The organism is Actinoplanes sp. DH11, assembly GCF_020873875.1.
Lineage (GTDB): Bacteria > Actinomycetota > Actinomycetes > Mycobacteriales > Micromonosporaceae > Actinoplanes.
This window is the reverse complement of the sequence record NZ_JAHWGU010000020.1, coordinates 55,521-79,291: the sequence shown is the minus strand read 5'-3', so window position 1 is coordinate 79,291 and position 23,771 is coordinate 55,521. Positions and strand designations below refer to the sequence as shown.

Annotated in this window: 17 protein-coding genes and 1 riboswitch; of the genes, 5 read left to right on the top strand and 12 right to left on the bottom strand. The window is 69.8% G+C overall.

What is annotated here, in order from left to right; translation table 11 throughout:
* Positions 1-63 precede the first annotated feature (63 nt).
* The 3 genes from LPA41_RS26810 to LPA41_RS26800 all read left to right on the top strand — a co-directional run bounded on the left by LPA41_RS26810 (position 64) and on the right by LPA41_RS26800 (position 4,230).
* On the top strand, positions 64-2,016 hold the full coding sequence (locus tag LPA41_RS26810) for an amylo-alpha-1,6-glucosidase (RefSeq protein WP_308036618.1): 1,953 nt from the start codon (positions 64-66) through the stop codon (positions 2,014-2,016).
* A 102-nt stretch (positions 2,017-2,118) separates the two neighbouring features.
* A complete protein-coding gene (locus LPA41_RS26805) occupies positions 2,119-3,597 on the top strand; it encodes a GGDEF domain-containing protein (protein ID WP_229073652.1) in 1,479 nt (492 codons plus the stop codon).
* A gap of 138 nt (positions 3,598-3,735) precedes the next feature.
* Entirely contained in the window at positions 3,736-4,230 is a 495-nt protein-coding gene (locus LPA41_RS26800; protein WP_229073651.1) for an NUDIX domain-containing protein, read from the top strand.
* A 199-nt stretch (positions 4,231-4,429) separates the two neighbouring features.
* Here the strand turns inward: LPA41_RS26800 and LPA41_RS26795 are convergent, their stop codons facing one another.
* Both LPA41_RS26795 and LPA41_RS26790 read right to left on the bottom strand, forming a co-directional pair.
* A complete protein-coding gene (locus LPA41_RS26795) occupies positions 4,430-5,107 on the bottom strand; it encodes a response regulator transcription factor (RefSeq protein ID WP_229073648.1) in 678 nt (225 codons plus the stop codon).
* Positions 5,104-6,231, bottom strand: a complete 1,128-nt coding sequence (locus LPA41_RS26790) for a sensor histidine kinase (RefSeq protein ID WP_229073647.1) — start codon at positions 6,229-6,231, stop codon at positions 5,104-5,106. Before LPA41_RS26790 ends, LPA41_RS26795 begins: the two co-directional genes overlap by 4 nt.
* 1,102 nt (positions 6,232-7,333) lie before the next feature.
* On the opposite strand from LPA41_RS26790, the gene LPA41_RS26785 reads away from it, so the two are divergent.
* Both LPA41_RS26785 and LPA41_RS26780 read left to right on the top strand, forming a co-directional pair.
* Positions 7,334-7,756: a DUF1707 domain-containing protein gene (locus LPA41_RS26785; RefSeq protein WP_229073645.1), complete on the top strand. Its 423-nt coding sequence runs from the start codon at positions 7,334-7,336 to the stop codon at positions 7,754-7,756.
* Positions 7,757-7,866: 110 nt separating this feature from the next.
* Positions 7,867-8,688, top strand: coding sequence for a metal-dependent hydrolase (locus LPA41_RS26780; RefSeq protein WP_229073736.1), 822 nt, complete (start codon positions 7,867-7,869; stop codon positions 8,686-8,688).
* A 121-nt stretch (positions 8,689-8,809) separates the two neighbouring features.
* On the opposite strand, the gene LPA41_RS26775 is transcribed toward LPA41_RS26780, so the two are convergent.
* The 10 genes from LPA41_RS26775 to LPA41_RS26730 form a co-directional block, all read right to left on the bottom strand.
* Entirely contained in the window at positions 8,810-9,277 is a 468-nt protein-coding gene (locus LPA41_RS26775; protein ID WP_229073643.1) for a GNAT family N-acetyltransferase, read from the bottom strand.
* Between the two features lie 520 nt (positions 9,278-9,797).
* Positions 9,798-13,421 carry a methionine synthase gene (gene metH / locus LPA41_RS26770; protein WP_308036617.1) on the bottom strand — a complete coding sequence of 1,208 codons (3,624 nt, stop codon included), beginning with the start codon at positions 13,419-13,421 and terminating at the stop codon, positions 9,798-9,800.
* Positions 13,422-13,436: 15 nt separating this feature from the next.
* Positions 13,437-13,513: riboswitch (S-adenosyl-L-homocysteine riboswitch) on the bottom strand.
* Positions 13,514-13,535: 22 nt separating this feature from the next.
* A complete protein-coding gene (locus LPA41_RS26765; protein WP_229073642.1) occupies positions 13,536-15,140 on the bottom strand; it encodes a bifunctional 3'-5' exonuclease/DNA polymerase in 1,605 nt (534 codons plus the stop codon).
* Positions 15,141-15,231: 91 nt separating this feature from the next.
* On the bottom strand, positions 15,232-16,140 hold the full coding sequence (locus LPA41_RS26760) for a carbohydrate ABC transporter permease (protein WP_229073640.1): 909 nt from the start codon (positions 16,138-16,140) through the stop codon (positions 15,232-15,234).
* Positions 16,141-16,149: 9 nt separating this feature from the next.
* Entirely contained in the window at positions 16,150-17,049 is a 900-nt protein-coding gene (locus tag LPA41_RS26755; RefSeq protein ID WP_229073638.1) for a carbohydrate ABC transporter permease, read from the bottom strand.
* A 25-nt stretch (positions 17,050-17,074) separates the two neighbouring features.
* Positions 17,075-18,511: an N-acetylglucosamine/diacetylchitobiose ABC transporter substrate-binding protein gene (gene ngcE / locus LPA41_RS26750; RefSeq protein WP_229073636.1), complete on the bottom strand. Its 1,437-nt coding sequence runs from the start codon at positions 18,509-18,511 to the stop codon at positions 17,075-17,077.
* A 21-nt stretch (positions 18,512-18,532) separates the two neighbouring features.
* Positions 18,533-19,390, bottom strand: a complete 858-nt coding sequence (locus LPA41_RS26745) for a carbohydrate ABC transporter permease (protein WP_229073634.1) — start codon at positions 19,388-19,390, stop codon at positions 18,533-18,535.
* Positions 19,390-20,367 carry a carbohydrate ABC transporter permease gene (locus LPA41_RS26740; protein ID WP_229073629.1) on the bottom strand — a complete coding sequence of 326 codons (978 nt, stop codon included), beginning with the start codon at positions 20,365-20,367 and terminating at the stop codon, positions 19,390-19,392. Before LPA41_RS26740 ends, LPA41_RS26745 begins: the two co-directional genes overlap by 1 nt.
* 59 nt (positions 20,368-20,426) lie before the next feature.
* The gene (locus tag LPA41_RS26735) at positions 20,427-21,740 is read right to left on the bottom strand and encodes an extracellular solute-binding protein (RefSeq protein ID WP_229073627.1); all 1,314 of its coding nucleotides are present in this window, start codon (positions 21,738-21,740) and stop codon (positions 20,427-20,429) included.
* Positions 21,741-21,777: 37 nt separating this feature from the next.
* Entirely contained in the window at positions 21,778-22,776 is a 999-nt protein-coding gene (locus LPA41_RS26730) for a MurR/RpiR family transcriptional regulator (protein ID WP_229073625.1), read from the bottom strand.
* Positions 22,777-23,771 lie beyond the last annotated feature (995 nt).

Sequence of the window (23,771 nt, the reverse complement as noted above, 5' to 3'; positions counted from 1 at the left end):
CTGAGACTGTCACGCGGATGTGTCAAGTGAGGCCGGTTCAGTCCATGATCGGGGGGACTCTCCGTGGTTTCGGTTCGCCCGATCGTCCTCGGTCCGCGGACGTGTGCCCGCCTCGTCGAGGGCGCGTCCCGTGAATGGCTCCTACCCGACGGCACCGGCGGCTATGCCATGGGAACCGTGAGCGGACTGCGGACCCGCAGGTACCACGGACTGCTGATGGTCCCCGGGCGTACGCCGGGCTCCCGTCATCTGGGACTCGCGGCGCTCGACCCGGTCCTGACGCTGCCGTCCGGCGCCGTGGTGCGCCTCGGCGTCCACGAGTGGGCGGACGGCACCGTGGCCCCCGAAGGGCACACCCTGCTCGCCGGGTTCGCCCTGATCGACGGCGTGCCGCGCTGGCGCTGGCAGATCGGCGACGTCGTCCTCGAACGGGAACTGGCCCCGGTCACCGGGCGCCCGGCGGTCGCCGTCGTGCATCGGCTGATCGCCGGCGGACCCGTCACGCTCCGCCTGGAGGCGCTCTGCACCTGGCGGGACGGCCACGGCACGCGGACCGCCGCCGATGGGGACCTCGCCGTCGGGACGGTCGCCGGCGGGTGCGTGGTCGAGGACGCCTACCGGCTCACCGGGCCCGGCTTCGCCACGACCGGCCGATGGTTCCGCTCGGTGCGATACCGCGAGGAGGCGGCGCGCGGCCTGCCCGAGACCGAGGACCTGTGGTACGGGGGAAGCTTCACCGCCGAACTGGCACGTCCCGGCGCCACCGCGGAGGTGTCCGCCTGGGCCGGCGACCTGGGTACCCCGCCACCGGCCGCGGTGCGGGCCGTCGAGGCGGCCCGGTCCCGCAACCGGGCCGTGGTCGCCGCGGCAGCGCCCGCCGACACGACACAGGCCGCCCTGGCCCTGGCCGCCGACGCCTTCGTGATCCGCGGGGCGGCCGGCCCGGACGTGGTGGCCGGGTACCCGTGGTTCGGCGCCTGGTCCCGGGACACGATGATCAGCTACGAGGGGCTCTTCCTCGGCACCGGCCGCGCCGGGCTGGGGCGGGAACTGCTGCTGTCGTACGCCGCCGGCCTCTCCGCGGGGATGCTGGCGAACACCACCGACACCGGCGACGCCGAGTACAACACCGCCGACGGCACCCTCTGGTTCGTGCACGCCGCCGGCCGGCACGTGGCCACGACCGGCGACACCGACCTCGCCGCCGCACTGCTGCCCGCCCTGCGCGACGTGATCGAGCACCACCTGGCCGGCACCCGGTACGGCATCCGCACCGACCCGGCCGACGGCCTGCTCCGCCAAGGCGCCCCCGGCGAGGCCCTGACCTGGATGGACGCCCGCGTCGACGGGGTTCCGGTGACCCCGCGGGCCGGCAAGGCGGTCGAGATCAACGCCCTATGGATCAACGCCTTGGCCACGGTGGCGTCGCTGGGCGGCGGGTTCGAACAGGTGCTCGCCGCCGCGCGGGACGGGTTCGGCCGCCGCTTCCCGGCGCCCGGCGGACTGCTCCGCGACGTCGTCGACGCCCCTCCCTGCCCCGCCCGCCCTTCGCCGCCGGCTCCCGGCCACGCTTCGCCGCTGGGTTCCGGCCGCCCTTCGCCGCCGGAGCCAGGTTCGCTGCTGCGGCCGAACCAGTTGCTCGCCTGGTCGCTGCCGCACGCGCCGCTGCGGCCCGAACCGGGCGCGCTGTCCCGGCTCGGGGCGGCCCTGCTCACGCCGCTCGGCCCGCGCAGCCTGGCGCCCGGTTCACCGGGATACGCCGGCCGGCATCGGGGCGGCCCCGCCGAACGGGACACCGCCTACCACACCGGAACCGTCTGGCCGTGGCTCACCGGTCCCTACGTGACCGCGTGGCGACGGCTCGGTGTCGACGTGGAGATCGAGATCGACGGCCACCTCGGCGAGTACGGGCTCGGCTCGATCTCCGAAACCGCCGACGGGGACGCGCCGCACGAGGCGACCGGGTGCCCGTACCAGGCCTGGTCGGTCGCCGAACACCTCCGCATCCGCCGGTGATCCGCGGCCATGCCCCGGCCCCGCCGCCCCCGCTCACCCTTCGCAACCGGGTGGCCACTCTTCCGCACCCGGAAAACAACTCCGACCGGCCACGATTCCCGGGTGCAGGCAGATCAGCAGGACGTCTCCCGCCCGCGGCGACGGCCGGCCGGTGGCCGGGCACTGTACGCGTGGTTCCTCGTTCTGGCCGTCTGCATCGTGACGCGACTGCTGCTGGGGCGGACCACCGAGTCCTACCTGGTGGTCGTCGCGCCCTACATGCTGGTCAGCATCGTGGTGCCGGTCCTGATCCTGGCCGGCACCCTGCGCCACCGGCCGCCGCACCGGGCCGGCTGGCTGGCGCTCGCCGCGGCACAGGCCCTCTACGCCGTGGGCGACGGCATGACCGTTTTCGACGACTGGCTCGGACAGTTCCTCGAACCCACCCCGGCCGACGTCGTCTACTTCGCGTACTACGTGTTCGCCGTCACCGCCATCCTCACCTTCATCCGGCGCCGGACTCCCGGCTGGGACCTGCCGAGCGCCGTCGACGCGCTCATCCTGTCGTGCAGCGCCGGCCTGCTGACCTGGGTCTACCTGGTGCAGCCGCTCACCTCGGACTCGGAACTGCCGCTCGCCGCGAAGCTGACGCAGTCCGCGTACCCGGTCCTGGACCTGATGCTGTTGATCCTGGCCGTCCGGCTGGCGATGGGCGCCGGCACCCGCGGACCGGTTCTGCACCTGCTCCTCACCAGCCTCGTCCTGATGTTCGGCGCCGACCTGCTGTACGCGGTGCTCGGCGCGGTCTCCGGCGAGGCCACCTCGGCGGCGTGGCTGGACGCCGTGTGGATGGCGTCGCTGGGCGCGCTCGGCGCCGCCGCCCTGCACCCCGGCATCCGGACCTTCGACCGCCGCACCGACACCGCCATCCCGGACGCCTCACCGGGCCGCCTCGTCCTGCTGGCCGTAGCCGTCCTGATGGCCCCCGCCGTCCAGATGATCGAGCACCTGCGCGGCACCGACGTGAGCGTCCCCCTCGCGAGCGCCGCCTGCGCCGTCATGTTCCTGCTGGTCCTGGCCCGGATGGCTGGCCTGGTGTCCACGCAGCGCCGGGCCGCCGTCACGGACGGGCTCACCGGCCTCTACAACCGGCGAGCCTTCGAGGAGGCCCTGGCGGCCGAGTGCCGCCGGGCAAGCCGCCACGGGTACGAGGTCGGCCTGCTCATCATCGACGTAGACCACTTCAAACGCGTGAACGACACGTACGGCCACCCGGCCGGCGACCGCATGCTCCGCGAAGTGGCCGACCGCCTCCGAGCCAACGCCCGCGCCGACTCGGTCGTGGGCCGTTACGGCGGCGAGGAGTTCGTCATCCTGACCCCGCACGCCGCCCCCGCCACCCTGCGCGACTTCGCCGAACGCATCCGCACCGGCGTAGCCGGCCTCCCCGTCCAGGCCGACGACAACGTCCTGCTGGGCGTGACAGTCTCGGTGGGCGCCGCCACCGGCACCACCCCGACAGACCTCCTGCGCGTAGCCGACGCAGCCCTCTACGAGGCCAAAGCCGCCGGCCGCAACCGCTCAGTCCTCTCCACCACGTAACCGCCCCCTCCCCTTCCGCTGCTCACCATCACCCGCCACGCACCGTCGCGCTCACCGCAGCCACCGTGGTCCGCCGGGACGGCCCGTCCCGGCGATGCGTCGGCCGGCGGCTGCGCGACCGACGCTAGGCTCTTCCGGGTGCCTGCATCCGAATACGTGAACGGCCTGCGAGCCAAGGTCGGCAACGGCCTGATCATGTTCCCGACCGTGACCGCGATCGTCTTCAACGCCGTGGGCGAGATCCTGCTTCACCAGCGGAGCGACACCGCCCGCTGGACCCTGGTCGCCGGCATCATGGACCCGGGCGAACAACCGGCTGACGCCCTGATCCGCGAGGTCGAGGAGGAGACCGCCGTCCAGGTGCGGATCGAACGCCTGGCCGGGATCGCCCTGCACGAGGTCACCTACACCAACGGCGACCAGTGCCAGATGGTCAACTCCTGGTTCCGCTGCCGAGCCGTCGGTGGCGAGGCCCGGGTCAACGACTCCGAGTCCTTGGCCGTCGGCTGGTTCGCTCTGGACAGCCTCCCCGAACTCAACCCTTTCGCACACCACCGCATCAAAACCGCCCTCCCCGAAGACGCTCCCGCCTGGTTCGCCGCTCCCGGCGACCCCATGATCCCCGGCTGGTGAACCCCCAGCCCTCAGCCCGCTCGCCACAGCACGACCGACACCGCCAGCAGCCCGGCCGGGTCCGCCAACCGTCGCCAGCCAGCCAGCAGCCAGCCAGCCGCCAGCCAGCCAGCCGCCCGCTGGCCGCCAAGCCCGCCGCCAAGCCAGCCGCCCGCTGGCCGCCAGCCCGCCGCCAAGCCCGCCGTCCGCCGGCCGTCCGTCAGCCGGCCAGCCAGCCGGGGCGGATCAGCCCCGCCTCGTAGGCCAGCACCACCAACTGGACCCTGTCCCGCGCCCCCATCTTGATCATCGTCCGGCTGACGTGCGTCTTCGCCGTAGTCGGACTGATCAGCAATCGCCGCCCGATCTCCTCGTTGGTAAGCCCTTCCGCGACGAGTGCCATCACCTCCCTTTCCCGATCGGTCAACTGCTCCATCTGAGGTAGCGGCACCGGCGTCCGCTCACGCCCCGGCCCCGCGACGAACCCACCGATCACCCGCCGCGTCACACTCGGTGACAGCAGTGCGTCCCCGGCCGCGACGACCCGCACCGCCCGAAGCAACTCGACCGGCTCGGTGTCCTTCACGAGAAACCCGGACGCCCCGGTACGCAACGCCTCGAACACGTACTCGTCGAGCTCGAACGTGGTCAGAATGACCACCCGGGTGGCCGCCAGCTCCGAGTCGGCAGCGATCCGCCGGGTCGCTTCCAGCCCGTCCACGCCGGGCATCCGGATGTCCATCAGCACCACGTCGGGCGTGGTCTCCCGGACCAGTTGCACCGCGTGCAGCCCGTCCGCAGCCTCGCCGACCACCTCGATGTCCGGTTCCGCATCGAGCAGCGCCCGGAACCCCGCCCGCACCAGCGCCTGATCGTCCGCCAGCAACACCGAGATCAAAACTCCTCCTCCCGCGGCCCCGACAGCGCCGGAGCGGGCAGCAACACCGTCACCAGAAACCCTCCGGACTCCGGCTGCCCCGCCTCGAACCGCCCACCCAGACTTTCCACACGGGCCCGCATCCCGGTGATGCCGCTGCCCCGCTCGCCCTCCGGATCCGGCTCCGGGCTCGTGGCCGGACCGTAGTTCCGCACCGACAGGTGCAATATCGTCGGCAGGTAGCCCACGACCACCTGCGCCTGCGGCTCCGGCCCCGCATGCCGCCGCACATTGGTGAGTGCCTCCTGCACGATCCGGTAGGCCGCCCGATCCACCTCGGCCGGCAACTCCCGACGGTCGCCGTTGATCACCGTTTCGACCGGGAAGCCCGCATCGGCGGTCAGCTCCTCGAGCCGGTTCAGCCCGAGAGCGGGCTGCCGGGGCGCCGCCTCCCCCTCGGTGCGCAGCACGCCCAGCACCGAACGCACCTCCCGCAGCGCCTCCGCACTCGCCGTCTTGATCGCCGACAGTGCTTCCCGCGCCTGCTCCGGACGGCTGTCCATCAGGTGCAGCCCCACGCCGGCCTGCACGTTGATCAGAGACAGATGATGGCCGAGCACGTCGTGCAGCTCGCGCGCGATCCGCAGCCGTTCCTCGGACGCCTGCCGCCGCTCCTGCTCCTCGCGGGCCCGGGTCTGCTCCTGCTGAACCTTGGCGATGGCAGCAACCCGTTCCGCATGGCCCTTGGCGGCCGCGCCGACCACCACCGCACCGATGAGCCCCGCCGCCACGAGCAGCACCTCCCGCAGGCCGGGTGGGCGCCCCGGCAACCCGGCCGGCCCCATCAGCACGAGCGTGACCAGAAGATAGGCCGCGAACCCCAGCCCCGCGGCGATGAACGCTGCCCGGTGCCGCCCGGCACGGGAAAGGCCGAAAAGCGCAAGAACGGGCGCCACCGCGTACGACCAGTGCGGCGATCCTATCGTCGCGAAGGCGATGGACGCGGCCGCGGCCACCACGAACACGGCGACCGGGGCACGCCGCCGCCAGAACAGCGCGACCGGGCCGACCAGCAACAGCCCGTAGAACAGCACCCACGCGTCCAGATGCACCTCGACATCCCGGACACCGAGCACATGGAACATCCCCGCACCGATGACGGCGCCGGGCGGCCAGTGCGCACGCTTGTGGCGCGCCCACGGCGGCCGGGGACCGCCCCCACCAGCACGCCGGGAACCGGCCCAGTCAGAGCGCCGAGAACTGGGCCAGTCAGAGCGCCGAGAATTGGGCCAGTCCGTATGCCGGGGGTCGGTCAAGCCAGAGCCCTCGGGGCCTGGCCAGCCGGCGCGCCGGCTGGCCCGGTCAGAAGAACGCCGGGAGCCGGACCGGCCGGACGACTGCGGCCACGCCCACATCATCCGAGGACCGGAACGCCCCAGTTCCTCATTCTGCAGAGGTCGGGAAGCCCCGTCCGGGGTGGGCTCGCGCGGGCCCTTGTCCCACGCGCGGCTTTCCGGAGCGGGCCGGTCCGGGTCTTTGCCGCACGCGCGACTGTCCGGGCCGGACCCGTGCGGGTCCCTGCCGTGGCTTTCCGGGGCGGGCTCATGCACGTCTCTGCCGTGGCTGGCCCGGGTGGGCCCGTGCAGGTTCCTACGGTGGTTGTCCGCTTCATCCTGCACGGCCCCGCCTTCATCCCCGTGCAACACCGGCCGGCCCTCCTCCGGACGCCGTGCCCACGGTGGCCAGAAGTCAGGCCGGCCCCGCTTGGCACGCACGGCTGCGAACCGCGATGACAGACCGACCGGACGCCTCATGCAGCCGAACCTACGGCACTGTTCACGCTGCTGGCATCGTCGCGCGGGCGTTCGAAAATTACGCCGACGGGCCCATTCCGCCTCCTCGGCGTACTCCCCTGGGCGTACGTCGCAGCGCTCCGACGGCTTCGGGCACTCCCGCAGGATGCTCCCGCCGGGCGACGCGCCGCAGCCCTCCGCCGAGGAGGCTGAATGGCATCCGAGCAGTCGGCAGATCGCACCGGCGAGCGGAGACGCATCGGCCGCACGAACCGGCAACGCCGCGCTGATCAGCGGGGTCGCACCAACCGGCAAGGCCGCACCCAACCCAGCCAGAGGGAACCAACCGGCAAGGCCGCACCCCACCAGCAGAGTCGCACCACCAGCAGAGTCGCACCACCAGCAGAGTCGCACCCAAGCAGCAAGGTCGCACCAAGGAACAAGGAGGAGACCCATGCAACCCACAACCCGGTACCGCACTTCCGACACCGAACGCGAGCATGTCGCCGAGCTCCTGCGCGCGGCGATGGCCGAGGGTCGCCTCGACCTGACCGAGGGAGAACAACGGCTGACCCACGCGTACGCGGCCGTCTATCGCGATGAGCTGGCACCGCTCACCGCCGATCTCCCCGACGGCGGCCGCACCGCCCTCTCCCGCACGCCACAGGCACGCGCCGCGACACGCCGTTCGCTGGTCCGGCACGCCAGTTTCATCCTGATTCTCACGGGTGTCCTGATCGGAGTGTGGATGCTCTCCGGCGCGCAGTTCTTCTGGCCGGTCATCCCGATCGCGTTCCTGGTCACCGGTCTGATCCGGCACGCACGTTTTGGACGTTATCGATTCCGCTACAGCTACCGGCACCGCGTCTGTCACTGAGCTGGTGCTGTCGGGTGGCCGACCCCACCTCGACATGGCCGCGACGGTCGTTGATCTTCGTTCCCTCCTCTGCGACAGTGGCCGAGTTTGTTCGGGGAGGGACGAAACACATGATGGGTCCGTCGCACGCGCTTTCGGGCGCGGCCGCCTGGCTGGCCGGCAGTTGGGCGCTCGACCACTTCACGGGGTTCAGCCAGACGCCGCTCGAAGTGGCGGTCGGCACCGCGGTCTGCGCCGGCGGCGCACTCCTGCCCGACCTGGACCTGTCCGGCAAGGTGACCACCAATCAGGGCGGTGCCACTGTCGCCCGCACCTTCGGCGTGGCATCACTTTTCGTCTCGGAGGTGGTGGAGAAGTTCTCGCTCGGCGTCTACACCGCCACCAAGCTGAAGCGTGACCCGCGGCGTTCGCACGGGCACCGCACGTTCACGCACACGCTGCCGTTCTGCGCCCTGGTCGGTTGGGGCACTACGGCATTGGCGACCAACTACGGCAAGTGGGCGGTCGTCGGGATCGTCTTCTTCATGGCCGGCCTGGCGTTGCGAGGGCTGTTCGACGAGTGGGCGGAGCGCGCCGGCTGGGTCATCGTGACGATTTGCTCGGGTGTCATCGCCTGGTTCACCGCCGTGAACCTGCCCGGTGACCGCGGCTATCCCCTACTCGGCCTGGCGGTCGGCGTCGGCTGCATAGTCCACATTCTCGGCGACATGATCACTAAGAACGGCGTTCCGATCCTATGGCCGATTCCGATCAAACGCCGGATGTGGCGCATGATCGGCATCCCGAACAGCATGGCCGTCAAGGTCGGCGGCAAGGTCGAAACCGTGGTCCTGCGAACCACGTTCACCCTGATCTCGCTGCTCTCCATCGCCGGCCTCTTCGTCCCCGGAGTCCTCGAGCGACTGAACCTGGACTCCTGGGCCAGCCGCTGACCAACCCACCGCCGGCCGCTCCCCGCTCATCAACCCGCTGCCGGCCACTCCCGCTCATCAACCCGCTGCCGGCCACTCACCGCTGACCAACCCGCAGCTTCGGCCTTCTCCGCAACGCGTGTCACTCGCTCGCTGATCCACCGCCCGGTGCAGCGTCACCAGGGTTGACGGGTGTCGAGGGCAGAGCGAACCAGTAGTTCACCGTCGGGCCCTGCGTTGCGAGGCCTGCTCCCATCGACTCGTACAGGCGGCGTGCGGCCACGTTGTCCGCACCCGTGATGAGGAACATCTTGCCGGCGCCGAGTTGCGCACCGGTCTCCAGGAAGTTCCGCAGCAACGCGCGGCCGATGCGCTGGCGCCGACAGGATGCGGCTACTTCAATCCTGTGCAGATAGAGCATGCTGGTTCCGTCCGGCCTGTCCAGCAGATATCCCCAGCACCAGCCCTGAACCTCGTGATGATCCACAGCGATGAACGCGATGGCTCCCGGAGACCGCACGAACAGAGCAACGCCGGCGGTATTGCCGGTGAAGCGCCGAGCCGCCTCTTCAAGAAGGTGCACAGCGACTGCCGAGGCGCGAAGAATCACGGGCGGCATCCTGCCCCACCTCGACCAACTACGCCGATGATTTACAGTGCCCCGCGACCACCGGCGACAGCTACTCCATCCGGCTGTCACCCACGGCTACCCGAGAGCGCTCCCCACCACCACCAACGACAGCCACCACAACCAGCTGTCACCCACGGCTACCCGAGAGCGCTCCCCACCACCACCAACGACAGCCACCACAACCAGCTGTCACCCACGGCTACCCGAGAGCGCTCCCCACCACCACCAACGACAGCCACCCCAACCAGCTGTCACCCACGGCTGCCCGAGAGCGCTCCCCACCACCACCAGTGACAGCCCAGCCGACTCTGGCTCGCGCCCACGGTCGCCGGATAGCGCTACTGCGACCGCAAGGAGGCGATGCGGGGAGCGGGCGAAAAGGTTGAGGCGAAGCGGCAGCAGGCGGGAGCCCGCCGACACGGCTGGCGGAGCGTGGGGCCAGGCGGGAGCCCGCCGACGCGATCCGGTAGTCGCGTCGGCGGGGTGGGGTGGGGTGGGGTCAGTCGATGGAGTAGGCGAGGTTGGGGCGCAGCCAGCGCTCCATTTCGGAGAGTGGGAGGCCTCGCCGGGTGGCGTAGTCCTCCACCTGGTCGCGGCCGAGGCGGCCGACGGTGAAGTAGCGGGATTCGGGGTGGGAGAAGATCAGGCCGCTGACGGCTGCTGCGGGGGTCATGGCGAAGGACTCGGTCAGGTGTACGCCGATGGCGTCGGTGCCGAGCAGTTTGAAGAGGTCCTTCTTCTCGCTGTGGTCGGGGCAGGCGGGGTAGCCGAGGGCCGGCCGGATGCCGCGGAAGCGTTCGGCGTGCAGGTCGGCGAGGTCGGGCTGGGCGTCCGGTTCGAACCATTCGCGGCGGGCTTTCAGGTGCAGGTACTCGGCGAAGGCCTCGGCGAGGCGGTCGGCGAGGGCTTTCACCATGATGGCGCGGTAGTCGTCCTGTTCCGCCTCGTACTTGGCGGCGAGTTCGTCGGCGCCGTGGATGGCTACGGCGAAGCCGCCCAGGTGGTCGCCGGCGGGGGCGATGTAGTCGGCGAGGCAGCGGTTGGCGCGGCCGGCCGGTTTCTCGGTCTGCTGGCGCAGCATCGGGAACGTGTGGCCGTTGTCCAGGATGATGTCGTCGCCGGCGGAGTGGGCGGGCCAGAAGCCGTAGCGGCCCCGGGCCTGGAACGAGCCGGCCGCGATGATCTGGTCGAGCAGGGTGTTGGCGTCGTCGAAGAGTTCGCGGGCGACCGGCTGTTCGAGGATCGCCGGGTACTTGCCCTTCAACTCCCAGGCCAGGAAGAGGAACTGCCAGTCGATCATCTGGCGGAGTTCGGCGATCGTGGGCGCGACCTCCCGTACGCCGGTGAAAGCCGGAGTGGGCACGTCGCTGAAGTCGACCACCTCGCGGTTGTCCCGTGCCTGCGCGATGGTGAGCAGGGGCTGCGAGTGCCGCTGTTCGTGCTGGATGCGGAGGCGCTCCTGCTCGATGCGGTTGTCCTCGTCGAGGGTTTTCGCCCGGGCCGGGTCGAGCAGGTTGGAGACGACACCGACGACGCGGGACGCGTCCAGGACGTGGATCGTGGAGCCCTCGTAGGCGGGGGCGATCCGGACCGCGGTGTGCTGCTTGGAGGTGGTGGCACCGCCGATCAGCAGCGGCAGGGTCATGCCGCGGCGCTGCATTTCGGCGCCGACCGCGACCATCTCGTCCAGGGACGGGGTGATCAGGCCGGACAGGCCGATCACGTCGGCGTTCTCGGCGATCGCGGTTTCCAGGATCTTCGCGGCCGGGACCATCACGCCGAGGTCGATGACGTCGTAGTTGTTGCAGCCCAGCACCACGCCGACGATGTTCTTGCCGATGTCGTGGACGTCGCCCTTGACCGTGGCCAGCACCACTTTGCCCTGGCCGCGGCCCGGGTCGATGCGGCCTTCGAGGCGGGCCTGTTCCTTCTCGGCCTCCATGTAGGGCTCGAGGTAGGCGACGGACCGCTTCATCACCCGGGCGCTCTTCACGACCTGCGGCAGGAACATCTTGCCGGAGCCGAAGAGGTCGCCGACGACTTTCATGCCGTCCATCAGCGGGCCCTCGATCACTTCGAGGGGGCGGGGCAGCTGCTGCCGGGCCTCCTCGGTGTCGGCCTCGATGAAGTCGACGATGCCGTGCACGAGCGCGTGCGTGAGCCGTTCGCCGACCGGCGCGTCCCGCCAGGACAGGTCGACCTCGCGCTTGGCGCCGCTGCCGGTGACCGTGGAGGCGAACGTGACGAGCCGGTCGGTGGCGTCGGGGCGGCGGTCGAAGATCACGTCTTCGACGAGTTCCAGCAGGTCGGCCGGGATGTCCTGGTAGACGGCGAGCTGGCCGGCGTTGACGATGCCCATGTCCAGGCCGGCTTTCACCGCGTAGAACAGGAACGCCGAGTGCATGGCCTCGCGGACCACGTCGTTGCCGCGGAACGCGAACGACAGGTTGGAGATGCCGCCGCTGGTGCGCGCGCCCGGGCACCGCTCCTTGATCAGCGGAAGGGCGTCGATGAACGCCTTCGCGTACCCGTTGTGCTCGGCGATGCCTGTCGCGACGGCGAGCACGTTGGGGTCGAAGATGATGTCGTTGGGGTCGAAGCCGTCCCCGACGAGCAGGTCGTAGGCCCGGCCGCAGATGGCGACCTTGCGTTCCGTGGTGTCGGCCTGGCCGTCCTCGTCGAAGGCCATCACGACGACGCCCGCACCGAAGTCACGGATCCGCCGGGCCTGCTTCAGGAAGGGCTCGGGGCCCTCCTTGAGGCTGATCGAGTTGACGACGCCCTTGCCCTGCACGCATTTGAGGCCGGCTTCGAGGACCGTCCACTTCGAGCTGTCGATCATGATCGGGATGCGGGCCACCTCGGGCTCGGTCGCGATCAGGTTGAGGAACGTGGTCATCGCCTGCTCGCTGTCGAGCAGGTCGGCGTCCATGTTGACGTCGAGCAGGTTGGCGCCGCCGCGGACCTGGTCGAGAGCCACGTCGACGGCGGCCTGGTAGTCGCCGGCCTCGATGAGCCGGCGGAACTTGGCCGAGCCGGTGACGTTGGTCCGCTCGCCGATCATCACGAAGCCGGTGTCGGGGCCGATCTCGAACGGTTCCAGGCCGCTGAACCGGGTCGTCGGCGCGGGCGGGGTGATCGCGCGCGGCCGGACGCCGTCGACCTCCCGGGCGATCGAGGCGATGTGTGCCGGGGTGGTGCCGCAGCAGCCGCCGACGATGTTGACCAGGCCGTCCGCGGCGAATCCGGCGACCAGGGCGCCGGTCTCGTCGGGCGTCTGGTCGTAGCCGCCGAACGCGTTGGGCAGCCCGGCGTTGGGGTGGGAGGCGACGTAGACGTCGGAGAGCCGGGCCAGGTCGGCCACGTGCGGGCGCATCTCGGCGGCGCCGAGCGAGCAGTTGACGCCGACGACGAGGGGCTTCGCGCGTTCGACGGAACGCCAGAACGCTTCGACGGTCTGACCGGAAAGGGTACGCCCGGAGAGGTCCACAATGGTCACGGAGATCCAGAGCGGCAGTTCCGGGGCGACCTCACGGGCCGCCGCGACGGCGGCCTTCGCGTTGAGCGTGTCGAAGATCGTCTCGATCAGGAGCAGGTCGACGCCGCCCTCGGCGAGCGCCGAGATCTGTTCCGCGTACGTCGCCTTGACCTGGTCGAAGGTGACGGCCCGGTAGGCCGGGTCCTCGACCTTGGGCGACAGCGACAGGGTGACGTTCAGCGGGCCGATCGAGCCGGCGACGAACCGCGGCTTCCCGTCGGCGCGGGTGGCCTCCTCGGCAGCCTGCCGGGCCAGCCGGGCGCCCTGCACGTTCATGTCCCGGACCAGGTGTTCCAGGCCGTAGTCGGCCTGCGCGATGGCGGTCGCGGTGAACGTGTTGGTGGTGGTGATGTCGGCGCCGGCGGCCAGGTACTGCCGGTGGACGTCGAGGATGACGTCCGGGCGGGTGAGGATCAGCAGGTCGGGGTCGCCGGTGACGTCCTTCGGGTGATCCGCCGGGATCAGCTCGTTCCGGTAGTCCGCCGGGGTCAGCTTGGCCCCCTGGAGCATCGTGCCCCAGGCGCCGTCCAGCACCATGATCCGCTCGGCGAGCAGGTCGCGCAGCTGGGTGACGGAATCAGTCACGGGTACACCTCCGAGAAGTCGGAGGCGCCCTTGTTTCGGTCGGATCACCGGCCGAGCGTGACGGGTGACCCGCTGCAGCGCCTCTCGGCCGGAGCCTCAACGATACCGAAAATCTCATTTCGCGTCGGCGTAGGCACCAACCACTGAGACGTCGAGGGGGAATCGCACCTCGCTGTCCCCGAAGAGCATCCGGCCGGCGCGGGCCGCGCACTCGTGCACGACCCGCACGACAGTGTCGGCTTCGGCGGCCGGGCAGTGCACCACCACCTCGTCGTGCACGAAGAGCACCAACTCCGCCGACATGTCCGACAAGGCCGTCCGGACCAGGGCGAGCATCACCAGGGCCCACTCGGCCGCTGTCGCCTGGATCACGAAGTTCCGGGTGAATCGCCCGCGCGCCCGGCCGGGCGGCGGGGCGACGTCGTCCGGCGGGTCCAGCCCCGCGTCACGCGGACCGGCGGCGGGCGGGCACGTCCGGCCCAGCCAGGAGCGGACCAGCCCGCCGGTCTCCCCGGTCCGGGCGGCCGCCTCCACATGCTCGAACGCCACCGGGTAGTGCCGCCGCAGCACCGCGAGGGCGGGGAGGGCGTCGCCGCCGGTCTGCCCGTACATCGCGCCGAGCAGCGCGATCTTGGCTTTGGCACGGTCGCCGGCGAACGAGTCGGCCGCCAGCGCCGCGTAGAGGTCACCGGCGGCCGCGGCGCGGGCCAGCCCGGCGTCACCCGACACCGCGGCCAGCACGCGGGGCTCCAGCTGGCCCGCGTCGGCGACCACGAACTGCCAGCCCGGATCGGCCACCACGCCCCGGCGGACCACCTTGGGGACCTGGAGGGCGCCGCCGCCCCGGGCCGCCCACCGGCCGGAGACGACACCTCCCGGAACGTACTCCGGGCGGAAGCGGCCGTCGCGCACCCAGGCCTCGCACCAGGACCAGCCGTGCGCCGTCCAGATCCGGTAGAGCTCCTTGAACTCCAGCAGCGGGGCGACCGCCGGATGATCGACCTCGCGCAGCACCCAGGCCCGGGTGTTCGGCACGTGGATGCCGGCCCGGCCGAACGCGCGCAGCACCTCGGCCGGGGAGTCCGGGTGCAGCCCGCGCACGCCGAACGCGTCGTTGATCTCGGCGGTCAGCTCGGCGAGCCGGCGGGGCGGCCCGACCGGCTGCGGCGGGCCGAGCAGCTCGCGGAGCAGCTGGTCGTGGATGTCGGCGCGCCACGGCAGCCCGGTGTGGCCCATCTCGGCGGCGACGAGCGCGCCGGCCGACTCGGCCGCCACGAGCATCCGGAAGCGACCGGGATGTTCCGTCTCGGCGACGCGGCGCTGCTGAGACCCGTACACCTCCAGCAGGTCCTGGATCTCCACCGACGGACCCTGCGCCGTCTCGAAGAGCGCGCCCTGCGCGAAGCCCGGCGGCTCGGCGCCGTGCCGCGGCGGATCGGGCAGCACCGGGAGGCCACGCGTCCGGGCGAGCGCCGCGGCGACCCCTCGTGGCTCGCCCCAGTGACCGGCATGACCGAGGAGCAGGGCCTCGGTGAGCTCGAGGTCGTGACAGCGGGCCACCCGGACCCCGGCGCGCAGCAGCACCGGGTAGATGTCGGCGGTGGCCGACCAGACCCAGCGTGGCTGCTCGGCGGCCTCCCGGGCGGCAATCGTCGCGGGCAGGTCGGCCACCTGTCGGGGTGGACCGGCCGGCCCGCCGTCGGCACGCAGATCCTGCATCCGACCATCGGGAAGTACCGCTACCAGCACGCCGTCATTCTGCGCCGTGGGTACGACAACCCGGAGGAGGACCGCGCCGGAGGCCGCGCGACTACTTGACGGCGCCCGCGGTCAGACCCGCCTGGATCTGCCGCTGGAAGATCGCGTACACGACGATCATCGGCAGGATGGTGAGGGTGAGCGCCGCGAAGAGCGTCGACCACTCGGCGTGGTAGCCGGCCTGCACGCTGATGTTCGCGATGCCCTGGGTGAGCACCCACTTAGAGTCCGCGCCGGCGCCCTGCATGATCGCGACGGGCAGCAGGTACTGGTTCCACTGGCCGACGATGTTGAAGATGGTGATGCTGATCAGGCCGGACTTCGCCATCGGCATCATGATCTGGAAGAACTTCCGGGTGTGCGACGCGCCGTCCACGGTGGCCGCCTCGTCGATCTCGTGCGGCAGCGACTTGAAGAACGCGGCCAGGAAGAAGACGGTGAACGGCAGCGAGTAGGCGATGTACACCAGGATCAGGCCGGTGAACGTGTTGATCAGACCGAGGTTCTTCAGGATGAAGAAGAGCGGGGTGATCGCCATGAACGTGGGGAACGCCAGGCCGGAGACGAACAGGTAGTAGAGGAACCGGTTGCCGCGGAACTCGTACCGGGCCAGCACGTAGGCGGCCATCGAGCCGAACAGCATCGTCCCGGCCGTGCCGATCGCCACCACGAAGACACTGTTCAGGAAGTACTGGCCGATGTTCGCCTCGGTCCAGGCGTCCGCGTACGTCGCGAAGGAGAACGACGACGGCAGCGCGAACGGCTTGCCCAGGAAGATCTCGGTGTTGCTCTTGAACGAGGCCAGGATGACCCAGATCAACGGGCCGGCCGTGGCGATCGCCCAGCCCAGCAGGGCGAGGTGGGCGAGGCCGTTGAGGGCGCCGAACTCGCGCTTCTCCCGTTTCTGGCGCGCTAGGGGGCGGGGAACAGCGGGTGCCGCGGTCACGTCAGTAGTCGTCATCGATACGCCTCAGTGCGCTTCCCGCCGGGTGACCCGCAGGGTCAGCGCGGCGAAGGTCAGGGTCAGGAAGAAGAGCGCCACGCCGAGGGCGGAGGCGTAACCGGCCTGCGAGTACTCGAAGGCGTTGCGGTAGATCATCATCGCCAGCACCGACGTCGCGCCGTCCGGCCCGCCGCGGTCCACCGACATGATGTTGACCAGGGCGAAGGCGTCGAACGCGGCGATGCCGAGATAGACCCAGGCGACCTGGAGGGTGTTCCAGAGCAGCGGGATCGTGATCTTGAAGAAGAGCGTGATCCGGTTGGCGCCGTCCAGCGCCGCCGCCTCGTACACCTCCTGCTCGATCGAGCCCATGCCGGCCGAGAAGAGGACCACGTAGAAGCCGACCGCCTGCCAGACCATCACGGCCAGGATGCAGGTCAGCGCCCAGCGCTCGTCGGCCAGGAACAGCCACGGGCTCCACGACTCCGGGAAGAGGCCGTTGAGCATGCCGCTCTCGTCCGTCGAGAACACCCGGCCGAAGATCACCGCGACGATGGCGAGCGCCATCAGCTGCGGGAAGAAGAAGATCACCCGGTAGAACTTGGAGCCGAAGATGCCACGGGTCTTGCCGCCGTGCGAACCGCCGCCCGCGTTGAGCAGGAACGCGAACACCAGGGCGATCGCGATCGTGATGATCGGCAGCAGGATCAGCAGGTAGAGGTTGTGCCCGACGGAGCGCCAGAACAGGTCGTCGTTCCAGAGCCGCTCGAAGTTGTCGAAGCCGACGTACTTGATCGTCCCCAGGCCGGACCAGTTGGTGAACGCCAACTGGAACGTCTGGATGTACGCCGCGACGACGAAGGTGGCGTAGAGCGCCACCGGCACGGCAAGAAAGCCGATGATGAAGGGTGTCCTGCCGTGCCGCATGGCGCGCCTACCTACCTGTCCGAACTCAGCTGCGGGTGAACTTGGTGACCGAGGAGTCGGCGGCGACCACCTGTGCGGCGGCCTCCATCCGGTCCGCGAACTTCTTGGCGTCGTAGTCCTTGAACATCAGGTCGTTCGTGGCCGCGCGGGACTCATCATCGAGCTTCTTGTACCAGGTGTCGAAGAGGTAGCCCATGAAGATGTCCTTGCCGGCCTTGCCGACCGCCTCGTTGGCGCTGGTCAGGCCGGGCGAGATGGTGACACCGTCGGCCGCGCCCGCCACCACCGTCAGCGACTTCGTGAGCTTGGTGAAGCCCAGCGCCGCCTCCTTGGAGAGCATCGTCCGCAGGTACTCCATGCCGCCGCGCGGGTTCTTGCCCTTGGCGGCGACGAAGTAGATCTCGCCGGCCGCGGCGTTGAGGGCGGTCGCCGGGAGGGTGTCGGCGGCGGTCACGCTCGGGTACGGGGCGACCGCGTACTCGAAGCCCGGCGGGGTGTCCTTGGCCTGCTCGTTCTCCAGCCAGGAACCGCACGGGTAGAAGGCCAGCTTGTCCTGGTTCTGGCGGAGCTGGATCTCGGTGTGCTTGAGGCCCAGGAAGCTCTTGTCCAGGTACGTCTTGCCGACCTCGGCCCACGCCGCCGCCGCCTTGACGATCGCGTCGTTGGTCCACGCGCCCGGCTTCAGGTTGTCGATGTCCTTGAGGACCTGCTCGCCACCGATCTTGCCGGCGCTGGTCAGGATCGCCCGCACCTGGTAGTACGACGCGTTGGCACCGGCGTAGCCGTACGGCGTGATGCCGGCCGCCTTGATCTTGTCGAGCAGCGCGGTGAACTCGGACCAGGTCGCCGGCACGGTCCAGTTGTTCTTGGCGAACAGCGCCTTGTTGTACCAGAGACCGAAGACGGTGTACGCGTAGTTCACCGCGTACGGCTTGCCGTTGTAGGTGCCCTGCTCGATCGCGCCCGGCACCAGCGTCTCGGCGACCGTCTTGCCGGCCACGTCCAGCGACGGCGCGGCGAACAGCTCGGTGAGGTCCTGCGCCTGGCCGGCGTTGACGACCGCACCGAAGTCCATCAGCTTCGAGCCCGAGTTGTTGATCATGTCCGGCGGGTCGCCGGCGTTGATCCGGGGCTGGACGACCGTGGAGACCTCCTGGGTGGCGGAGTACGTCACCTTGGAGTCCGGCCACTTCTTGTTGTAGAGCGGGGTGTCCACGTCGGTCGCGTACTTGGTGCCGAGACCGCCGTCGAAGATCACGATCTCGATGCCGGTCTTGGGGTCGACGCCGAGCGGGTTGTCCGCCGACTTCTCACCCTCGGCCTGCTTCGGCGCCTCTTCCTCGGCGCCACCACCGACGCAACCGCTCAGCATGCCGACCGCCGGGGTGGCGGCCAGGCCGACCGCGGCGGCGCGCCGCAACAGGGTACGGCGATCCAGCTCGGTGGCCGTTATCTCAGACATCTTTGTCCCTTTCACGAAAAATCAACCCTTGACCGCGCCGGCGGTGAGACCGGTGGCGATGTTGCGCTGGATGAGCAGGAAGAAGATCACCACGGGGATCGATGTGATGATCGCACCGGCCATGAGGGGGCCCCAGGCGGTACCGCGTTCGGTCTGGTTGTACAGCAACCAGGCCATCAGGTTCTGATTCTCGGGACTGTTCAACGTGTTGATGATGATGAACTCGTTCCACGCCTGGATGAAACCGTAGACCGAGGTCGCCACCAGCCCGGGACCGGTGAGTGGCAGGATGATCTTCCAGAACACCTGCGCCCGGGTGCACCCGTCGATCATCGCGGCCTCGTCCAGCTCCCGCGGGATGCCGGAGATGAAGCCGCGCAGCGTCCACACCGTGTAGGGCAGGAGCAGCACCAGATAGACGAGGGCGACACCGGGCAGGCTGTCGGTGAGCTGGGCCCGCTGGAGCATCAGGAACAGCGGGATGAGCAGCGCCAGGAACGGCACCAGCTGCACGGCCAGGACGATCAGGATGATCGCCTTCCGCCCGTAGAACTGGAACCGGGCGATCGCCAGCGCGGCCAGGAAGCCGACGACGAGCGCGGCGGCGACCGCCATGGCAGTGATGATCAAGCCGTTGATCATGGCCGGGATGAAGAGCTCCTCACCCAGGGCCGACCGGAAGTTGTCGAGCGTCGGGCTCTGCGGCAGGAAGGTCGGGCTGAAGCTCTTGACCTCCGCCTCCGGCTTGAAGGCGGTGTTCAGCACCCAGTAGACCGGGAAGAGCATGAACAGGCCGAAGATGATGCCCGCGGTGTTCGCCGCGACCGTGCCGGCCCGGCTGCGTCCGACGGTGATGACGCCTTCGTCGTGGCGAGCCATCAGTCCACCTCTCCGATCTTGAACATCTGGCGGATGTAGAACGCCATCACGCCGAGCATCAGCAGCACGGTGATCACCGAGATCGCCGAGCCGTAGCTGTACCGGGACTGGCCGAACGCCTGCGTGTAGGAGAACGTCGCCAGGGTCTGGTAGACCGGCTCCGGGTGGCCGTCACGCAACGCCCAGTTCTGGGTGAAGAGACCGAAGTTCCAGATCACCGACAGCGTGGTGACGATGGTCAGCAGCGGCTTCAGGATCGGCAGCGTGATGTTGCGCAGCGACTGCCACGCCGAGGCACCGTCCACCGTGGCCGCCTCGAGCAGTTCCTTCGGCACCTGGGTGAGACCGGCGCTCAGCGAGATCGCGAGGAACGGGATGCCGGCCCAGACCACCAGCGTGGTGATCACCGCCCAGCCCTCCCAAGGGTTGACGAACCAGCTGTGGTTCGCGAAGTCCACGCCCGGGATCTTGTCGATCAGGTAGTTCAGGACGCCGAAGTCGGAGTCCGTCAGCCAGCGGAACGCCTGCGCCGCGACGAGCGCCGGCAGCGCCCAGACGAACATCATCGCGATCATCATGAACAGCCGGACCTTGCTGTGCACCCGGCGCATCAGCAGCGCGATGCCGAGGCCGAGCAGGACCGAGATGGTCACCGAGACGACCGTGAACGCCGCGGTACGGGCCACGACGCCCCAGAAGACGCCGTCGGTCAGCGCCTTCGTGTACTGGTCGAGGCCGACCCACGGCGGGGTGAGCCCGGTGATCAGTTCGCGGAGCCGCATGTTCTGGAACGACAAGACGATCATGCGGTAGAGCGGGTAGGCCAGCAGCGCGGCCAGGATCAGCAGCGTGGGCAGGGAGAGCAGCCAGGCGGTACGGGCATCACGCTGGCTGCGGCGGCGGACCCGGTTCACCCTTCGCGGCTCCGGCCGGGCCGGCTCCGCCGTTTTCTGAGGCGGGGTGTCGACGGCGTACATCAGTGATCCCTCCAGGCGTGCCGCCCGCGCCTCTCGCAAGGCGCGGGCGGAACAGCGAATCAGGCCTCGTTGAGCGTGGCGTTGATCTGCTCGTCGGCCCACTTGGCGCCGTCGGCGACCGTCTTCTTACCGGTCAGGATGTCGGTCAGCATGGTCTGCAGGATGCTGGCCTTCTCCACGTCGGCCCACTTCTCCGCGTTCGGCGGGAACCAGCTCGACTTCGCGGCGAGCGCGGGGTTCTTGATCGCCGGGTTCTCGGCGGCCTTGTCCAGCAGCGCGGTCGAGTTCGGCAGCGCGTTGGCTTTGATCAGACCCTCCATCGACTTGCTGTCGGTGAAGGCCTTGATCCACTGAGCGGCGAGCTCCTTGTTGGCGCTCTTCTGGGTCACACCCAGGTTCGAGCCACCGAGGAAGGAGGGGATCTCCGGCATCGGCGCGGCGGCCAGCTTGCCCTTGATCTTGGTCGGGACCAGCTCCGAGGTGGGGTCGTTCGGGTCCTTGCGGACCTCCTCGGCCGTACCCTGCTCCCAGCCGTTGCCGTAGAACATGCCGCCCGAGCCCTGCGCGAAGATGCCGGCCTGCTCGTTCTCGTTCTTGGTGACGTCGGCCTTCGAGTACTTCTTGGTGACGTCGACCCACTCCTGCAGGCCCTGCTGCGAGGCCGGCGAGGAGAGCTGGCCGACCCACTTGTCGCCGTCCTTGGTGGCGATCTCGCCACCCTTCGACTTGACCCAGGACATCGCGGCGTACCAGTACTGGCCCGGCATGTAGAACGCGCTGAACTTCTTGTCCTTCGCGTTCGCCGTCTGCAGCTTGTCGGCGGCCGAGAGGAAGTCCGCGTAGGTCTTCGGGGCGTCGGCGATGCCGGCCGCCTTGAAGAGGTCGGTGCGGTAGATCAGCACGCGAGCACCGGCGTAGTACGGCACGCAGTACGTCTTGCCGTCCAGCTCGCAGGCACCGGCGAGACCCGTCAGCCAGGTGTCCGAGTTCTCGAAGTCACCCTTGTTCAGCTCGGCGAAGCCGCCGTTGAAGACGTACTTCGAGAACTCGGTGTTGCCGAGCTCGACCACGTCCGGCACGTCGGTGCCGGCGAGCGTCGCGTCCAGCTTGGTGAGGTGGTTCGCCCACTGCTGGTACTCGACGTTCACCTGAGCCCCGGTGGCCTCGGTGAACCGCTTGGTGGCGTCCTCGACGACACCCTTCCACGCCGTCTCGGCGTCGACCATGAGCCAGACCTTGAGGGTCTTGCCCTTGCCGTCCACCGTGGCGTTGGCCGAGGTGGCGCCTTCGTCGGAGTCGGACGAACCGCCGCAGGCAGCGGCGCCGAACAGCGTCGCGGCGAGGGCCGCGGCGACTGCAATCTTGCGCTTCACTTTTCCTCCCGAGGGAACTTCATTTGTGAGAAAGGGTTCAGCTGTCTTTCGCGGCCTTGTGCCCGTGCACCGCTTTCGCGGTCCGCTGGAAGGCCGCGTGCGAACGCTCGTGTGTCCGTTGCGCGACGGCGACGTACAGGAGATCGAGGACGACCAGCTGGGGATGGCGAGCGCTGAGCGCGTCCGGCCGGAAGGTCGTCGCCTGGGTGGCGGTGAGCAGGACGATGTCGGCGAGCTCGGCCAGCGGGGAACGCGGGAAGCTGGTGAGCGCGATGGTGGTGGCGCCCCGGCTGTTCGCCTCGGCGAGCAGCTCGATCGTCTCGCCGGTCTCGCCACTGTGCGAGATACCGAGCGCGACGTCGCCGGGCCGGGACAACGCGGCGCTGGCCAGACCGTTGTGCACGTCGGTCCAGGCCCACACCGGGATGCCGATGCGGTGCAGACTGAACTGCATCTCCTCGCCGACCAGCGCGCTTCCGCTGGCGCCGAAGATGTTCACCCGGGGCGCCGCGGAGATGGCCATCGCGGCCCGCTCCACCTCCCCCAGGTCGAGCAGGGCGGCGGTGTCGTGCATGGCCCGCGTGTCGGCCGCCATGATCTGTCCGAGCACGCGTTCCAGGGGGTCGTTGGGCTGGATCTCGCGGCCGATGTCCACGGTCCACCCCGCCGAACGGGCCCGGCCGGTCTCCGCCGCGATGCCGAGCCGCAGGTCCGCGTACCCGTCGAAGCCCACCGCCCGGCAGAACCGGGTGATCGTCGCGGGCGAGGTGCCACTGCGCTCGGCCAGCTCGACGATGGTGGCCCGGGACGCCGCGGCCGGGTCCGCGAGAACCTGCTCGGCCACCCGCTGCAGCGCACCGGTGAACTCGGGAAGCAGCGTGCGCACCCGCAGCAGCACCCCCTCGCCACCGCCCATCTCGGGCCGCGCGGGCACCGCGGTCGCGATCCGCTGGCTCCCGTTCAGGGCGGCCTTGTCGCGAACCAGCGAGTCGGCGACCGCAATCCGCGCGGTGCCGTCCATCTCCGGCTCAGCCATCGGACACCCTTTCAGGAAGGACTGTTTACTGTCGCGGTAAAAGTTCTTACTAACCGCCCCTTCGTGTCAAGACCGTGGGTGAAGTTTTCAAACCGTTACCTGACCTGCGGTGATGAACTTGTGTTTCGGAGCAGGCAGATGACGTCCATCAATCAGCAAATAACCCTTACGATGTGTCCGCCATCACATGTCCGCGTTAAGCGCGTTTTGTCATAGGCCGTTCGTCCAGTCGCGCGCTAGCCGTTCGAACCATCCGCTATCAACCGTTAGGCTGATCTCCAGGACGCGGCGAAATCTTCCCGACACCCCGGAAACATTTCTCGTACGGGGCCGGCCCCACCACAGACGCAGCCACAACTCCCACAACCACCCAGGCCGGCGCGGCACCGCGCCGGCCGATCCCGCCCCCACCAACCCGGCCGACCTGACGCAACCAGCGCCCACCGGTCACTCACAGCGACTTCCACACCCGCCCGGCCGCCCGGAATCGGCGGCGGAGGGGTGTCGGGTTTGTCGCTTTACCACGACTGGAGCGGTGCTTCCTGACACTCGCGCCACCCCACCCCACGCCACGCCACGCCACGCCGCGCCGCGGGCCGGAGCCGGGATGCGGGGCCGGGACCGGGATTGCGCGCCGGGGCCGGGATGGGGCGCCGGGACGGGATGCGGGACCTGATGTGGGGCCGGGGCCAGGCCGGAATGTGGCGCCGGGACCGGGATGCAGGGCCGGGATGTGGGCCGGGGCCAGGGCCGGGATATGGGCCGGGGCCAGGGCCGGGATATGGGCCGGGGCCAGGCCTGGATATGGGGCCGGGGCCAAGGCCGGGATGCGGGCCGGGGCCAGGCCTGGATATGGGGCCGGGGCCAAGGCCGGGATGCGGCGCGAGGCTTGGGGTCGGCATTCAGGGCGAGGCTGAAGCCGACTGCCGGGAACCGGCGTTTGGGGCCGCATGGGGAGCCGACCGGCCGCAACGCGGCTGGAGGCCGGCGGATCA

Coding starts and splice junctions, on each gene's coding strand:
- LPA41_RS26790 (WP_229073647.1), bottom strand. CDS start 6,231: ATGTTCCATGTGCTCGGTGTCCGGGATGTCGAGGTGCATCTGGACGCG.
- LPA41_RS26785 (WP_229073645.1), top strand. CDS start 7,334: ATGCAACCCACAACCCGGTACCGCACTTCCGACACCGAACGCGAGCAT.
- LPA41_RS26780 (WP_229073736.1), top strand. CDS start 7,867: ATGATGGGTCCGTCGCACGCGCTTTCGGGCGCGGCCGCCTGGCTGGCC.
- LPA41_RS26765 (WP_229073642.1), bottom strand. CDS start 15,140: ATGCAGGATCTGCGTGCCGACGGCGGGCCGGCCGGTCCACCCCGACAG.
- LPA41_RS26760 (WP_229073640.1), bottom strand. CDS start 16,140: ATGACGACTACTGACGTGACCGCGGCACCCGCTGTTCCCCGCCCCCTA.
- LPA41_RS26755 (WP_229073638.1), bottom strand. CDS start 17,049: ATGCGGCACGGCAGGACACCCTTCATCATCGGCTTTCTTGCCGTGCCG.
- ngcE (WP_229073636.1), bottom strand. CDS start 18,511: ATGTCTGAGATAACGGCCACCGAGCTGGATCGCCGTACCCTGTTGCGG.
- LPA41_RS26745 (WP_229073634.1), bottom strand. CDS start 19,390: ATGGCTCGCCACGACGAAGGCGTCATCACCGTCGGACGCAGCCGGGCC.
- LPA41_RS26740 (WP_229073629.1), bottom strand. CDS start 20,367: ATGTACGCCGTCGACACCCCGCCTCAGAAAACGGCGGAGCCGGCCCGG.
- LPA41_RS26730 (WP_229073625.1), bottom strand. CDS start 22,776: ATGGCTGAGCCGGAGATGGACGGCACCGCGCGGATTGCGGTCGCCGAC.